The following is a 15,432-nucleotide window of genomic DNA, read 5'->3' as shown; positions in this document are numbered from 1 at the left end:
GAGGGAAAAATGAGAAAATTAAGAAAAATTTCATTAATGATACTTTGTGGTATATTAATGCTTACAAGTTGTTCAGAATCTGCTAAAAAAGCACAAAATGAAAATAGCAGTGGTTCTAATGTTGCATCAGAAGATAGCAGCAAAAAGGAAAAGGTTGAAATTCAATTTTGGTATGGATTAGGGTCTGTTGCAGGTCAGACAATGGAATCAATTATTGCAGATTTTAATGCATCACAAGATAAAGTAAAGGTTGTAGGGGTACAACAAGCCGATTACAACGAAACGTATCAAAAAGTTCAAGCTGCAATAGCTGCTAAACAACCACCAGCAGTTTTTATAGGAAGTAAGATTTCTGAAATGGCTGAATCACAAATAGCTGTAGATTTATCCACATTTATGAATGATAAGACACCAGAATCTGATTATCTTGATGTACTAATGAAACCGGCAAAGATTAATGGTAAAATTTATGCGATACCTGCATATGGAACAACACAAGTAATGTATTATAGAAAAGATTTATTGAATAAAGCGGGCATTAAGCCAGAAGAGGCTTATTCTTCTTGGGAAAAAGTATATAAAGCATCTAAAGAAATACAAAAAAAAGGTGTTACAAAATGGGGACATCTTCCAATGTGGGGTGCTGATAATCTTATCGATATAGCTTTGAGCAATGGAGGATCAATCCTTAGTGAAGATGGAAAAAAAGTTACAATAAATTCACCTGAATGGATTGAATCTTGGGATTTTATTAGAAAACAAATTTTTGAAAACAAAACTGCAAAGATTGAATCCGGAGGACAAGGATGGGAATACTGGTACAGAACAATTGATAATGTGATGAACGGACAAGCTATGAGTTATACAGGATCTTCAGGGGACAAAGGTGATTTGGATTTTAAAATTATCGGATCATGTCCTCAACCAGGATTGAATGGAAAGCCAGGAAAACCACAAGCTGGAGGACATTATTTAGTTGTACCACAAGCAGCTTCTAAAGAACAACAACAAGCTGCATTTGAATGGATATCATACTTTACTAGTCCAAAAATTTCTGCGAAATGGTCAATGAAAACAGGATACATTCCAGTTAGAAAAAGCGCTATGGAGGATGAGGATTACAAAGCTTTTACAAAAGAAAATCCTTATGCAATTGTACCATATCAACAAGCGCTTAAAGCTACGCCAGTATTTGTTGACCCAACAAAAGGAAAGATTACTGATGCTTTGAGTATTGCAGCAGATAAAATTGAGTTACAAAATATTTCAACAAAACAAGCATTGGATGAAGCACAAAAAGTAGCTCAAGAAGCATTAGATAAGATTAATAATAAATAGATTGTTCGAATAGAAATTTGAATGAAATATGATAATTTTTGGAGATAATTAATGAAAGATCGATTACTGTCTAATAGTGATAAGAATATTTTCTTAGAAACAAATCTAAAAAAAAAATATGATAAAATTGTTTTCGATATCAAATGTAATGTAATCACTATATCGATAAGTTGGAGAAACAATAAAAATTTATTATTTATGTATTTATTTGGTCCGGACAAGAATTTGTATGGACAAATTGTTACTAATTCAAAAAATGGAAGAAGATGCATATCTACAATAAGGGATTATACTTCTCCTTGTTGCAAAACACTAAAATCAATTGAAACTTTTCAAGGTGAATGGACCATAGAATACGCAATTTATGGAGAAGTTGAGTCTAATATTGTAAATATACTAGTAAAAGAAGAGGATGAATTTAATCATAAATTAGAAGAAATAAGTTTAATTGAACGACCAAACATATCTGAACATACCATATCTGATGAAATGAAATGGTATGCAGGTGATTTTCATACACATACTATATTTTCAGACGGTAAAATGACAAGAGAAGAGAATAATGATATAGCGAAAAAACAGAATCTTGACTTTTTTATTCCAACAGACCATAATATTTTTCATTATAAATGGCCCAAATATGATGATGTATTCATATATCCAGGGGTTGAGATTACTTCAAGTTATGGACATATTAACTTATTGTTTTCAGAAAAAAATCCATTTGAAGAACATTCTATATATGAGATTGAGGACAAAACCTCACTTATAGAAATAATTAAGGAGGCTGAAAAATACTCTATAGTATCAATAAATCATCCATTCATGCCTCCTTGGAATTTTTTGCTAGACGATTTTCCACTTGAATATGTTAAAATCATGGAAATAATTAATGATCCAACATACAAAACATCCATAAATGCAACTAAAGATGCAATAGGCAAATGGAATTGTCTACTGAATGATGGATACAAGGTTGTAGGAATAGGAGGAAGTGACTCACATTTAAGACCAGATGAAAAATATACAAATTCTATATATCCTTCTATATTGGGAGATCCAAAAACATATTTATATTCAAAAAGTAATTCTTGGAATGATTTAAAACAAGCTCTTATACAGGGAGATGTCGTAGTATCGAGAAAAGATTTTATTGACCTTAACGCACACGGATTAAATAGAGAAAATAACTCTTTTGAAGGAAAAATATTTTTAGAAAGCAAGCTAACTAACGGAAAATTTCATGATCTCGATCTATATCATAATTGGATTGTTGATGGAAAGACAATTTTGAAAGAAAAAGGATTAGTATCAAAATTGGATCAAGAAATAGATTTAAAATATCATTGGATTAGACTCGATATAACTGACGATGATGATAATTTGTATGGGTTTACTAATCCGATATTCTTTAATCGAGATGAAAAAACTCAAAGTATGAAATACTGGAAAGACTTAATGGTAAAAAAAGATGAAAATTAGAGGGATAATATTTGATAAAGATGGTACGTTGATGGAATTTTCAGATTTATGGCAATGTGCAGTTGAAGAACTATTCAATGAATATTCATTATCTGAAGAAGTAAAAGAAGAAATAAGAGAAAAAATCGGAATAAAAAGTGATTTGACAATTAGAGAAAATAGTATTCTAGCATCAGGGACGATGAATGAATTATTTGAAGTGATTAGTATGTATATTCTAAATTCTGAGGATGAAATATATGAAAATATGGAAGAATTTTTTTCTGAATATTTAAAAAGTCATTCTAACATGATTAAAGAGACCTGCGATTTAGATGGATTATTCAATAAATTAAAAAATGATGGCATAAAAATCGGAGTAATTACTGCAGATAATTACCGTCAAGCTAGGTTTTGTTTTGAAATTCTTAAATTAGAAAAATATATTGAATTCTTAGGTAGTGGAGATAGATATTTGAATAAGCCGAATCCACAAGCGTTACAAGCTTTTTGTAAAAAATTTTCTCTAGATATAAATGAAGTTGCAGTTGTTGGTGACTCTGAAATAGATATGCAATTAGGAAAGCATGCTGGACTTTCAATAGGTGTTTTATCAGGTGTGGGAACAGAAAAAATGTTGTTAAATTCTGCTGACGTAGTTGTAAAATCACCATGTGATATATTATCTGTAATAGATAATTATAATAAACATCGATAATAAATTACTACCAAATATAATAAAGTAAAAGTATTACCTTATTTTTTGATCAAATCGATTTGTTTTAAAAGATAAACCACCTGATTGGAAATATGTTCTAATCAGGTGGTTTTTTGAATAAAGATTATAAAGTTTTATAATCGAGTGTTAGTTATCATTATTGTCCGATGAATCGTTATTGTTTCGCTTCCTATTGTTACCGTTTCTATTATTTCGATCATTTTTATCGCCGTTTTTTTCATCTTTATTATTTTTATCGTTGTCTTGTTCTTTTTTGTCAGTATTTTCCTCGTATTCTTTTGGTCTGAAAACATTAAATATTGTTCTATCAGAATAACCAGGCATACTATATTTCCAGTCTTTAGGAATAATGTTGTTATGTTCTGATGGTTTGTATGGAGGATCTCTTTTTATGAAAACTCCCCATCCTAATTCCCAAGGTGGAGTATTATCTGTAGCTAATTTTCCATCTACAACGTCAATTCTTCTAGATTCATACAAATCAGAAACTTCTGTAGGTTCTGTACCTGCTTTGTAGATTTCTTCTTTTACAATTCCACGAGGATCTCTCCAACTGTATTTGCTTGGCAATTTATTCGCCAAAGTATCAACCTTAACTCTTACGATACCGTCTGGTTCCTCAAATTTAATTGGAATTTTATCTTCTAAAGTATATCTGTTGACTGCACTCCAGATTTGTACAACTTTTTTCTGACTAATTTGAGTCATTTTCAATTGTTGATTGTCAAAGCCTAACCAAGTACTTATAGTGTAGTATGGGCTCATTCCGACAAACCACACGTCTTGGTAGTCGTTTGTAGTACCAGTTTTTCCTCCAATATCAAAGCCATCTAACCTTGCATATTTTGAATAGTTGTAATCTGTAGAAGTTCTGAGTATATCTCTCATAATGTATGCAATTTGAGGACTCACGACTTCATTTTGTTTTTGAGGATTTTCAATTATAACTTTTCCTAAACTGTCAGTAACTTTTGTAAATGAAATAGGTTCTCTGTACTGTCCGCTATTATTGATAGCGTTGTATGCACCTGCCATCTCTACAGGCGTAAATCCTTTAGTTAATGAACCTAGTGCCATTGCCGATGTGTTTTCGTCATTTTCTGAAGTATTTTCAGCTGCACTTATATAGTTATCGGCTTTAGGATTTTTTGCATTAATCAATCCGAATTTTTCTAAATATGTTTTTGATTTTTCAATACCAATATCTTCCAAAACTTTTACGGCAGTTACGTTGATTGAGTTTTCCACTGCATGTCTAAGTGAAACTAAACCTTCATAGCCTTCGTACCAGTTTTGTGGCCACAATTCGTGCTTTTCATTGTAGTGAGGTAAATCATCTAAGCCTGATGCAGGGGAATATCCATTGTCCAATGCTGGAGTATATACACCTAATGGTTTCATGCTAGAACCAACTTGTCTAGGAATATCAGATGCTCTGTTAGTAGTATCTTTATTATCTGAATATCTTCCACCAACCAATGCTTTGATTTGTCCAGTTGTTCTATCTACAACAACACTTGATGATTGTGGTTGTTTAATTCCATCTTCATTTATAGTGTAGAAATCCTTAGCAAAAATCAAATTGTCGTTGTTGTCGTATTTGATTAAATTTGGATTTTCTTTTATATATTGACTTGAGATTGTAATGTTACCTTCACCATCTGTATTCAAATTCTTACTACCAATATTGATTGAAGATATTTTATGAGTTACCAAATTATTACTATCGTTTACTGAGTAATAATCTTTCAAATCCAAATAGTTTCCGTATTGTTTTACTTTAATAGATTTTGAATAATTAAAAGTAACAGAACCATCTGGGTTTTTAGTATATTGTTCTGGTGAAATAAAGAATTCATCGTTGTCATTGATTATATTTTTCTTTCTAAAATAAATGACTTCATTTAATGCATTCGTAATATTTCTACCGTCATCGCTTGACCATTTTAACAAATTTGCTGATGAACCATCTGCAATTATATCATCGACTTTTTTATCATATAATTTTTCCAGGTTACTTTGCATATTCATATCAACACATGAATATATCTTTAATCCACCATTGATAAGTTTACTTTTTGCTTCTTGTTGTGAATACCCTTTTTCGATAAGTTTTGCAATAACTTGTTCGTAGATGATATCTGAATAGTAGTTGGATAAGTTATCTACGTTTTTAATTCCAGGCTTAATATTAGCTGCGATATTTTCTTGAAGAGCTTTGTCGTATTCTTCTTTGGTGATTTTGTTGTTATCTAGCATTTTTTTAAGAACGTAATCTCTTCTGTCGATAGTTTGTTGATTGTAGACAGCTTTGTATGTTTCACCGTTTAAAGTAACTTCGCCGACGATTTTTGATTGGTCTTTTACTTGACCTGGTTCAATTGCCTTGTATAATGCCAAGTTAGTAGGACTCTTTACAATTCCTGCAAGTGTAGCACATTCAGATAAAGTTAGTTCATCGATGTTTTTCTTGAAGTAAATTTCAGAAGCGGCTTGAACTCCGTAGGCATTTTGTCCCAAGAAAACAGTATTCATATATGTTTCCAAAAGTTTTTCTCTGCCTAGATAGTTTGTCAATTCCATTGCCAAGTAAGCTTCTTTGAATTTTCTGTCAAATGATCTTTCATTAGTTAAGTACAAATTACGAGCCAATTGTTGAGCTAGAGTACTTGCTCCACGTTTCATAGAACCAGATTTTAAATTATCAAAAATAGCTGATGTGATACCGATAGGATCCACACCATTGTGTTTGTAAAATCTTTCGTCTTCTACAGATGTGAAAGCATCCATCATATGTTGTGGTATTTTATCTAATTTAACAACCTCTCTATATTCAGTGGTTTTGATTTTTTCGATTAAATTTCCATCCTGATCCAAAATTTCTGATGTCTGATTCATCATATTATTTATTTCTTCGGGATTAACTTTTGGAGCTAATTGCATAGCGCGTACTCCGGCTACTCCAATTAATCCACCTACAAATGCAAATATACAAATCAAACATAATATTAAAATTTTTATGGATTTCAATATTATATTTTTATCTTTATTCATAAATTCCTCCATAAAATGTATATACACTATTATACCACAAAGTGTAGATTCAACATATATTCCTAGAAATACGATGAACATTTTACTTAAAGAGAGATTATTATATAATATAAATAAAGGAGCAACAATGAAAGAAAAAACAATTTTAGTTTATTTTGAATTTAAAAACAAAAAAATAAACGATGAAGATATAAAAGAAATGGAAAGTTTGATTGAATCTTCTGGTGGTGAAGTCTGCGCAATTTCAGAAGTTCGCAAAAACTTTATTGATTCAAAATATTACATAGGCAAAGGAAAATGTCTGGAGATAAAAGATGCTGCAGAAAAATTGGACGCAACAACTTTGATATTTAATGTAGAAATATCTGGTTCAAATATTAAAAATTTGGAAGATATAACTGGGCTTAAAATAGTCGACAAAACAAATTTAATTTTAGATATATTTGCAAGCAGAGCGAAAACAAAACAAAGTGTGCTTCAAGTTGAACTTGCAGAATACAAATACAGACTTCCAAGATTGATTGGATTTAGAGACCACTTATCCAGAACTGGTGGTGGAATTGGAACTAGAGGACCTGGGGAAACAAAGCTTGAAGTAGACAGAAGAACTATCCAAAAGAAAATTGACAATATCAAGCGCGAATTAAAAAGTATCGATAAAAGTCAAGAAAATATGAGAAAACAAAGACTAAAATCAGATATAAAAATGGTGAGTATGGTTGGATACACAAATGCAGGCAAATCTACTTTGTCCAACAAATTGGTGAATTTCTACAAAGATAAGTACACGGAAGAGTTTGAAACAGAAGATTTGCTATTTAAAACATTGGATACTACTTTAAGAAAATGTACATTGCCGAATAAAAAACAATGCCTTGTGATAGATACAGTTGGATTTATTAAAGATATTCCAACAGATTTAATCGAAGCTTTTAAATCAACATTATTGGATTTGAAACATTCAGATTTGATATTATTTGTATTGGATTCTTCAAGTTCTGATTTGGACAATCAAATAACCACTACGATGGATATATTAAAGGAACTAAAAGTGTTAGACAAGCCTATGGTTACTGTATTCAATAAATCTGACAAAAATCCTAACGTGATTTTCCCGTATAATTTGGAAAATAAAATCAAGATATCAGCTTTTAACGATGAAGACATCGAAATGTTATTGTACAAAATTCAAGAAGAATTATATGGCAATTACAAATGTGTTAAAATGAGATTTGACTACGATCATCAGGATGTTTTGAACACGGTTTTACAAAATTTTAAATGTGAAGATGTGTCATACAACAATGAAGATGTTAGCCTTGTGGTTGAAATCTCTGAGTCTGAAATAGAAAAATATGAGGAATTTATAAATGAAAAATTATAGGAGTATTCACAAAAGCATACCTTTTTCTTTTGTGATCAACAAATCAGAATTTATCGGAAATTGTAAGTTCGTGGAATCAGAAGAAGAGGCTTTGGAATTTGTGGATAGTATAAAAACAAAATACAGTGACGCAACTCACAATTGTTCTGCATATATCATTGGAGAGGACAAACTAATTCAGAGATTTGATGACGATGGTGAGCCTTCACAAACAGCTGGTATTCCAATTCTTGAAGTAATTAAAAAAGAAGATTTGACTAATGTTTGTGTAGTTGTTACAAGATACTATGGCGGAATCAAACTTGGAGCAGGTGGACTTATAAGAGCATATACAAAAGCTTCCAGTGAGTGTTTGAATGAATCAATTATTGTAGATAAGAAAATATTTAGAAATTTTCAAATAGAATTTGACTACACCAATGTTGGTAGTATTGAAAACTTTCTGATGAATAATGATATTTACGTAGCTGATAAACAATACTCAGACAAAGTTGTGTTCGATATATTACTAGATGAAGATAAATACGGAGAAATAGAAAACAAGTTAATTGATTTAACAAGCGATAACATAAAGTTTACGATGATTGAATTTACTTACCAATCATCTTTAAATGGTAAGTTAATATTTTAAAATGATGTAAATTGTGATAAAATTTGAAGGTGGATTAAAATGGATTACGCAAAATTATGTGAAGATATAACAAAATGGATAAAAGAAGAAGTCAAATCAGCTAATCTAAAAGGAGCTGTTTTTGGAATTAGTGGTGGAATCGACAGTGCTGTGTTAGCTTGTCTGTGCAAAAAAGCTTTTGGAGATAACGCCTTAGGTTTGATTATGCCAATAAAAAGCAATCCCAAAGACGAAGAAGATGCTAGAATATTAGCAGAAGCGATTGATTTGAATTGTAAAAAAGTCGATCTGAACGATGGGTTCGATGCATTGATACAAACTTTTGAGAAAACTTCTGTAGAAATGGCGGCATCAAACATTAAGCCAAGGCTTAGAATGTTGACTTTGTACTATTATGCTCAAAATAATGATTATATGGTGCTATCTGGATCAAATCGTTCCGAATTTATGACTGGATATTTTACAAAATACGGCGACAGCGGAGCTGATTTAATGCCACTTTTGAATTTGTACAAAACAGATATTTTCGAAATGGCAAAAGTTTTGGGAGTTCCAGATATAATTATAAATAAAAAACCTAGTGCTGGTTTGTGGGAAGGTCAAACAGATGAAGATGAGTTTGGATTTACTTACGAAGAACTAGATAATTATTTGATGAATAATTCTGAAACTAAGTCCAAAGATTTGATTGATAAAAAGATAAGACAAAGCGAACACAAAAGAAAATTTGCGAAATCATTTGAGTTCGATAGAAATAAATATTAAGGATGTGATTTTATGTCAGGACATAATAAATGGAGCAAAATAAAAAACAAAAAAGGTAGTGAAGATGCTAGAAGAGGTAAAGTATTCACAAAAATGGCAAGAGCGATAACTGTTGCTGTAAGAGAAGGTGGAGCTGATCCTGAATACAATCCTAGTTTAAAATCTGTTATAGAAAAAGCTCGTGCAGAAAACATGCCTAATGATAATATCGACAGAGCTATCAAAAAAGCAAGTGGCGACGGAGATTCTGCAAACTACGAAAACATCGTTTATGAAGGATACGGTCCAGAAGGGGTAGCTGTTATAGTTGAATGCTTAACAGATAACAGAAATAGAACTGCTTCAGATGTTAGACATTATTTTGATAAATTCGGTGGAAATCTTGGACAAAATGGTTCTGTATCATTTATGTTCCAAAGAAAAGGGCTGTTATTAATTGAAGCAGAATCGTTGGATGAAGAAGAAGTTATGATGGACAGTTTAGATGCTGGTGCAGAAGATTTTGAAGCTGATGATGGAATTTTTGTAATCAACACAGCTATGGAAGATTTTGCACAAGTGAGAGACACTTTGTTGGATAAAGGATACAAATTCGTAAAATCTGATTTGGTTTATGAACCATCAAATTACGTTAAAATCAACGACGAAGCTAATGTTGATAAAATGGAAAAATTAATCGATAATCTAGAAGATAGTGATGACGTTCAACAAGTAAGTCATAACTGGGATAACGAATAAAAATGGACAGGGTAGCTTTTTCTATTTTTGGAATAGATATAATGTGGTATGGAATATTGATTACTTTAGGGGTGATTTTAGGCTATGTAGTAGCTGTAAAGTTAGCCAAATTAGAAAATATTTCAGAAAATACCATATTGGACATTTTAGTTTGGGCACTTCCTCTTGCAATTGTAGGAGCAAGGGCTTATTATGTAATATTTGAATGGGATTATTATTCCAAAACTTTAGGAGAAATCATCGATATTCGCGGTGGCGGATTGGCGATTTATGGAGGAATAATTGCCGCAGTTATTACTTGTTATGTTATTTGTAAGAAGAAAAATCTTAAATTTTTGAAGATGCTGGATATTTTTATGCCGGCGATTGCATTGGGACAAGCAATAGGTAGATGGGGTAATTTTATTAATAAAGAAGCCTATGGTACTCCAACTAATCTTCCTTGGGCAATTACAATAGATGGTGTAAAAGTTCATCCTACATTCTTGTACGAATCTCTTGGAGATTTTATAATATTCTTAATATTAGTGTATATATTCAAGAATAAGAAGAAATTTAATGGGCAAATAACAAGTTTGTACATGATTTTATACGGAATATTGAGATTTTTTGTAGAAGGACTCAGAACTGACAGCTTGTACATTGGAGCATTAAGAGTGAGTCAATTAGTAAGTATTGCAATTGTAATTGCAGGAATAATTTTACAAATTAAATACAAAAAGCAAATTATTAAGTCAGATGAAAAGTAATTCATCTGGCTTTTTACAAATATAAAAGAGGTGATATATTTGTGTTCTAGATTTGAACTGAATATTAGTAAACTTGATTTATTGAAAAGATACAATAAAAAACAAATCACAAAATTAAATACAAAAACAGAAATATTTCCTGGTCAACAAATTTTAACTTTATGTGATGATTTTGATTATATGAGGTGGGGAATAGATGTTGATTTTATGAAAAAATCTATAATAAATTCTAGAATTGAAAAGATTTATACATCAAAGTTTTTCAAGGAAGATTTCGAATACAGAAGATGTTTGATTCCGGCGACTGCATTTTTTGAGTGGAATCAGAAAAACAAAGATAAGTACAGATTAACTGTTGCAAATCAAAAAATATTTTCTATTGCAGGTATTTTTAGAGAATATAAAAGTCGAGAAACTAGTATAAGACATGTGAGTATGCTTACCACAGAGGCTAAAGGATCAATATCGGAAATTCATACTAGAATGCCAATTATATTGCCGAAATTTTTTGAACAAATATATTTGTACGGAGGAAATTCCAAAGAAATTCACGAGTTTTTGTTGGCAAATTTTATTGACTTAGATATGGAAAATTTATCGGATAGTCAATTAACATTTTTGTAAATTTATGATATAATTTATATGAATATTGAAAAGCGAAGAAGGATATATAAAATAACAATTACAGAGAGTTAATGTGTGGTGAAAATTAACAAGTTATAACGGCAGTCTGGAGCTAATAATTCTAAGAGTGATGTTTTATCATAATTAGGGTGGAACCGCGGAAAATACATTTCGTCCCTGAAGTTTTACTTCGGGGATTTTTTATTATTCAAAAAAATGGAGGGTTTTATGAAAAACGAAGAAAAAACTATGGAAAAAATAGTGAGCTTATGTAAATCAAGGGGAATTATATTTCCTGGTAGTGAAATTTATGGAGGATTATCAAATACTTGGGACTACGGTTCTCTAGGTGTTGAAATCAAGAATAATATCAAAAGAGCTTGGTGGAAAAAATTTATCCAACAAAGTCCTTACAATGTTGGCTTGGATTCTGCTATACTTATGAATCCTCAAACTTGGGTGGTTTCTGGTCATGTTGGTGGGTTCTCAGACCCATTAATTGACTGTAAAGAATGTAAATCTAGATTTAGAGCTGATAAATTAATTGAAGACTATTTCATGAATGAAAAAAATGAAGAAATAACTGGATTAGATGGAAAATCAGAACAAGAATTGTTAGATATTATAGAAAAAGAAGATATCAAATGTCCTGAATGTGGAAAACACAATTTTACAGATATCAGAAAATTCAACTTGATGTTCAAAACTTTCCAAGGGGTTACTGAAGATAATAAATCAGAAATTTATTTGAGACCTGAAACTGCACAAGGTATTTTTGTGAATTTCAAAAACGTTCAAAGAACTTCAAGAAAGAAAATTCCTTTTGGAATTGGTCAAATAGGTAAATCTTTCAGAAACGAAATCACTCCAGGTAACTTTATTTTTAGAACAAGAGAATTTGAACAAATGGAATTAGAATTCTTCTGTGAACCTGGCACTGATTTGGAATGGTTCGAATATTGGAGAAATTTCTGTAAAGAATTCTTATTAAATTTGGGAATGAAAGAAGAAAACTTAAGACTTAGAGATCACGAACAAGAAGAACTATCATTCTACTCAAAAGCCACAACAGACTTTGAATATCTATTCCCATTTGGATGGGGAGAATTATGGGGAATTGCCGATAGAACTGATTACGATTTGTCTAAACACAGCGAAGGTTCTGGAGAAAAGCTAGAATATATGGATCCAACTACAAACGAAAAATACATTCCATATTGCATAGAACCATCAGTAGGTGTAGACAGAATGTTTTTATCGTTCTTGTGCGATGCTTATGAAGAAGAACAATTAGAAGACAATTCTACAAGAACTGTTTTAAAGATTCATCCTGCATTAGCGGCATATAAAGTTGCAGTTCTTCCTTTAACTAAAAAATTAAATGATAAAGCAATGGAAATTTATAACGAATTAGCTAAGAATTTTATGACTCATTTTGATGATGCTGGTTCAATTGGTAAGAGATACAGAAGAGAAGACGAAGCAGGAACTCCATATTGTGTAACGATAGATTTTGATACTTTAGAAGATAATACAGTTACTATCAGAGATAGAGACACTATGGAACAAAAGAGAATGACAGTTGAAGAAATTATAGAATTTGTTAATAAAGAAATGGAGTTTTAATTATATGACAGAAACATTGAATCCGTTAGAAAATGCAAGATATCAAATAAAAAAAGCTTGTGATATTTTAAATTTAGACGATAGCGTTTATGAATTATTGAAAGATCCTTACAGAGTAATTGAAATAAATATTCCAGTGAAAATGGATGATGGTTCAATGAAAGTGTTTAAGGGTTACAGATCACAACATAATAATGCAATGGGTCCTACAAAAGGTGGATTGAGATTTAGAGAAGATGTTAACTTGGATGAAGTTAAAGCTTTATCTATATGGATGACTTTTAAATGCCAAGTAACAAACCTACCTTATGGTGGAGGAAAAGGTGGAATAATTGTAGATCCATCAAAGCTTTCTGAAGTAGAGTTGGAAAGATTATCTAGAGGATTTGTTGATGGAATGTACAAATATTTAGGAGAAGATTTTGATATTCCAGCTCCAGATGTTAATACAAATGGGAAAATTATGAGTTGGATGGCTGATGAGTACAACAAATTAACTGGTACTAATCAAATCGGAACTTTCACTGGTAAACCGATTGAATTTGGAGGTTCCTTGGGAAGAACAGAAGCTACAGGATTTTCAGTAGCTTTAAGCGCGAAAAAAGCAGTTCTAAATTTAAATAAAAAATTAGAAGAAACAACTGTTGCCTTACAAGGATTAGGCAATGTTGGTATTTATACTTTAAAATATGTGCTTGAACATGGTATGAAAGTCAATTACATCATGGAATACAATAAACAAAGAGGAGTATTTGCAATTCACAAGGAAGACGGATTCAATTTTGAAGAATGCTATGAAATCTCTCAAACGAAAGAAAAAGACTTCGCTAGTATTGAAGGATGTGAAGTAATTTCAAATGAGGATTTTTTCGCAGCTGATGTTGATGTTTTGATTCCTGCTGCTTTGGAAAATGCAATTACAACTGAAAATGTTAATTCAATTAAAGCGAAAATCATTGTAGAAGGTGCAAATGGACCTATAACAAAGGATGCAGATGAAATTTTAAATGAAAAAAATGTAGTTATTGTTCCAGATATTTTGGCAAACTCTGGAGGAGTCACTGTATCTTATTTTGAATGGGTACAAAATAAAGCAGGATATTATTGGTCTGAGGAAGAAGTTAGAGAAAAAGAATATTATTTGATTAATAAATCATTTAATGAAATTTGGGAATTATCCGAAAAGCTTAATATAACTTTGAGACAAGCTGCTTATGTACATTCAATCAAAAAAATTAGCGAAACAATGAAAATACGCGGATGGTATTAATGCAAACACAAATAGAATTTAATGATGAATTAAAACTTACTAAAATTAAACAATCATCTTTTAACCCTACCCACATTTTTGAATGTGGGCAGGCGTTTAGATGGTACAAAGAAGATGATATGTCATACACAACTGTTGATGGCGACATGTACTGTAATGTAAGTTTGGTTGGAGATTACGTTTATATTAAGAACTGCACAGAAGATGATTACTATAAAAAATGGGAAAATTATTTTGATTTGAAAACAGATTATTCAAAAATTAAAGAAGAATTATCTTTCAATGAAACTTTGAAAAACGCATTAGAATATGGTGATGGAATCAGAATATTGAACCAAGATAAATTCTCTACAATAATTTCGTTTATTATATCAGCAAACAATCAAATACCTAGAATTATGAAATCGGTAAATATAATTTGCGAAAATTACGGTAAATTATTGGGCGAATTTAACGGTAGAAAATTGTATTCTTTTCCTAAGCCTGAAGATTTAGAAAAAGTACCAGTGGAAGAAATGAGAGAAGTGTGTCGCGTTGGATTTAGGGATAAAAGAATTGTAGATGTGGCAAAAATGGTTGCAGATAATGAGTTTGATATATTTGAAATAGATAATTTATCAAATGAAGAATTAAGAAAAGAATTAATCAAACTTCCGGGAGTAGGACCAAAAGTTGCCGATTGTATTATGCTTTTCTCATACAACAGACACAATACATTTCCAGTTGATGTGTGGATAAAAAGAGTTATGGAGTATTTGTTTATAAAAGAAGAAACAAATAAAAATTTGATTGCAAAGTACGCTGACGATTTGTTTGGAGATTATGCTGGATATGCACAGCAATATTTATTCTACTATGGAAGAGAAAATACAATCGGAAAATAATTTTCAGAAATTCATCATAGAAAATAGAATTAAAACAAGAAATATCAAAATAAACTGAGCTATTTGCTTTTAAATACTAATAAATACGTTTGATTAAAACAAAAACGTGGTTTATTATATAAGAGGATTAACACTCAACAGGTTAGAGTGCTAACAAAAGATTCTGAAG

Annotated in this window: 13 protein-coding genes; 12 read left to right on the top strand and 1 reads right to left on the bottom strand. The window is 31.0% G+C overall.

Features of this window, described 5'->3' with window-relative positions; translation table 11 throughout:
• Positions 1-9 precede the first annotated feature (9 nt).
• The 3 genes from B9N53_RS03875 to B9N53_RS03865 are packed head-to-tail and all read left to right on the top strand — an operon-like array spanning position 10 to position 3,517.
• On the top strand, positions 10-1,338 hold the full coding sequence (locus tag B9N53_RS03875) for an ABC transporter substrate-binding protein (RefSeq protein WP_094203765.1): 1,329 nt from the start codon (positions 10-12) through the stop codon (positions 1,336-1,338).
• Between the two features lie 51 nt (positions 1,339-1,389).
• Positions 1,390-2,820: a CehA/McbA family metallohydrolase gene (locus B9N53_RS03870; RefSeq protein ID WP_094203764.1), complete on the top strand. Its 1,431-nt coding sequence runs from the start codon at positions 1,390-1,392 to the stop codon at positions 2,818-2,820.
• The gene (locus B9N53_RS03865; protein WP_094203763.1) at positions 2,810-3,517 is read left to right on the top strand and encodes an HAD family hydrolase; all 708 of its coding nucleotides are present in this window, start codon (positions 2,810-2,812) and stop codon (positions 3,515-3,517) included. Before B9N53_RS03870 ends, B9N53_RS03865 begins: the two co-directional genes overlap by 11 nt.
• Positions 3,518-3,664: 147 nt before the next feature.
• Here the strand turns inward: B9N53_RS03865 and B9N53_RS03860 are convergent, their stop codons facing one another.
• Positions 3,665-6,592: a penicillin-binding protein 1A gene (locus B9N53_RS03860; protein WP_094203762.1), complete on the bottom strand. Its 2,928-nt coding sequence runs from the start codon at positions 6,590-6,592 to the stop codon at positions 3,665-3,667.
• 127 nt (positions 6,593-6,719) lie between these two features.
• Here B9N53_RS03860 and hflX point away from each other — a divergent pair, with 127 nt between their 5' ends.
• From hflX to B9N53_RS03815, 9 genes are all read left to right on the top strand, one after another.
• The gene (hflX, locus tag B9N53_RS03855) at positions 6,720-7,976 is read left to right on the top strand and encodes a GTPase HflX (protein ID WP_094203761.1); all 1,257 of its coding nucleotides are present in this window, start codon (positions 6,720-6,722) and stop codon (positions 7,974-7,976) included.
• The gene (locus B9N53_RS03850; protein ID WP_094203760.1) at positions 7,963-8,607 is read left to right on the top strand and encodes a YigZ family protein; all 645 of its coding nucleotides are present in this window, start codon (positions 7,963-7,965) and stop codon (positions 8,605-8,607) included. Before hflX ends, B9N53_RS03850 begins: the two co-directional genes overlap by 14 nt.
• Positions 8,608-8,646: 39 nt before the next feature.
• Positions 8,647-9,372, top strand: a complete 726-nt coding sequence (locus B9N53_RS03845) for an NAD+ synthase (protein WP_094203759.1) — start codon at positions 8,647-8,649, stop codon at positions 9,370-9,372.
• A 12-nt stretch (positions 9,373-9,384) separates the two neighbouring features.
• Positions 9,385-10,110 carry a YebC/PmpR family DNA-binding transcriptional regulator gene (locus B9N53_RS03840; RefSeq protein WP_094203758.1) on the top strand — a complete coding sequence of 242 codons (726 nt, stop codon included), beginning with the start codon at positions 9,385-9,387 and terminating at the stop codon, positions 10,108-10,110.
• Positions 10,111-10,112: 2 nt separating this feature from the next.
• Positions 10,113-10,859, top strand: coding sequence for a prolipoprotein diacylglyceryl transferase (gene lgt / locus B9N53_RS03835; RefSeq protein ID WP_094203757.1), 747 nt, complete (start codon positions 10,113-10,115; stop codon positions 10,857-10,859).
• A 30-nt stretch (positions 10,860-10,889) separates the two neighbouring features.
• A complete protein-coding gene (locus tag B9N53_RS03830; protein WP_242432395.1) occupies positions 10,890-11,483 on the top strand; it encodes an SOS response-associated peptidase in 594 nt (197 codons plus the stop codon).
• A gap of 228 nt (positions 11,484-11,711) precedes the next feature.
• Positions 11,712-13,109, top strand: coding sequence for a glycine--tRNA ligase (locus B9N53_RS03825; RefSeq protein WP_094203755.1), 1,398 nt, complete (start codon positions 11,712-11,714; stop codon positions 13,107-13,109).
• Positions 13,110-13,113: 4 nt separating this feature from the next.
• Positions 13,114-14,379, top strand: a complete 1,266-nt coding sequence (locus B9N53_RS03820; protein WP_094203754.1) for a Glu/Leu/Phe/Val family dehydrogenase — start codon at positions 13,114-13,116, stop codon at positions 14,377-14,379.
• Positions 14,379-15,263, top strand: coding sequence for a DNA-3-methyladenine glycosylase family protein (locus B9N53_RS03815; RefSeq protein ID WP_094203753.1), 885 nt, complete (start codon positions 14,379-14,381; stop codon positions 15,261-15,263). The genes B9N53_RS03820 and B9N53_RS03815 overlap by 1 nt, the downstream gene beginning before the upstream one ends.
• The last annotated feature ends 169 nt before the right edge of the window (positions 15,264-15,432 follow it).

The sequence above is a fragment of the Finegoldia magna genome (assembly GCF_002243175.1).
GTDB lineage: Bacteria > Bacillota > Clostridia > Tissierellales > Peptoniphilaceae > Finegoldia > Finegoldia magna_J.
The sequence above is the reverse complement of the archived record's forward strand: the minus strand, read 5'-3'. Positions and strand labels throughout refer to the sequence as shown.

Coding starts and splice junctions, on each gene's coding strand:
- B9N53_RS03875 (WP_094203765.1), top strand. CDS start 10: ATGAGAAAATTAAGAAAAATTTCATTAATGATACTTTGTGGTATATTA.
- B9N53_RS03870 (WP_094203764.1), top strand. CDS start 1,390: ATGAAAGATCGATTACTGTCTAATAGTGATAAGAATATTTTCTTAGAA.
- B9N53_RS03865 (WP_094203763.1), top strand. CDS start 2,810: ATGAAAATTAGAGGGATAATATTTGATAAAGATGGTACGTTGATGGAA.
- B9N53_RS03860 (WP_094203762.1), bottom strand. CDS start 6,592: ATGAATAAAGATAAAAATATAATATTGAAATCCATAAAAATTTTAATA.
- hflX (WP_094203761.1), top strand. CDS start 6,720: ATGAAAGAAAAAACAATTTTAGTTTATTTTGAATTTAAAAACAAAAAA.
- B9N53_RS03850 (WP_094203760.1), top strand. CDS start 7,963: ATGAAAAATTATAGGAGTATTCACAAAAGCATACCTTTTTCTTTTGTG.
- B9N53_RS03845 (WP_094203759.1), top strand. CDS start 8,647: ATGGATTACGCAAAATTATGTGAAGATATAACAAAATGGATAAAAGAA.
- B9N53_RS03840 (WP_094203758.1), top strand. CDS start 9,385: ATGTCAGGACATAATAAATGGAGCAAAATAAAAAACAAAAAAGGTAGT.
- lgt (WP_094203757.1), top strand. CDS start 10,113: ATGGACAGGGTAGCTTTTTCTATTTTTGGAATAGATATAATGTGGTAT.
- B9N53_RS03825 (WP_094203755.1), top strand. CDS start 11,712: ATGAAAAACGAAGAAAAAACTATGGAAAAAATAGTGAGCTTATGTAAA.
- B9N53_RS03820 (WP_094203754.1), top strand. CDS start 13,114: ATGACAGAAACATTGAATCCGTTAGAAAATGCAAGATATCAAATAAAA.
- B9N53_RS03815 (WP_094203753.1), top strand. CDS start 14,379: ATGCAAACACAAATAGAATTTAATGATGAATTAAAACTTACTAAAATT.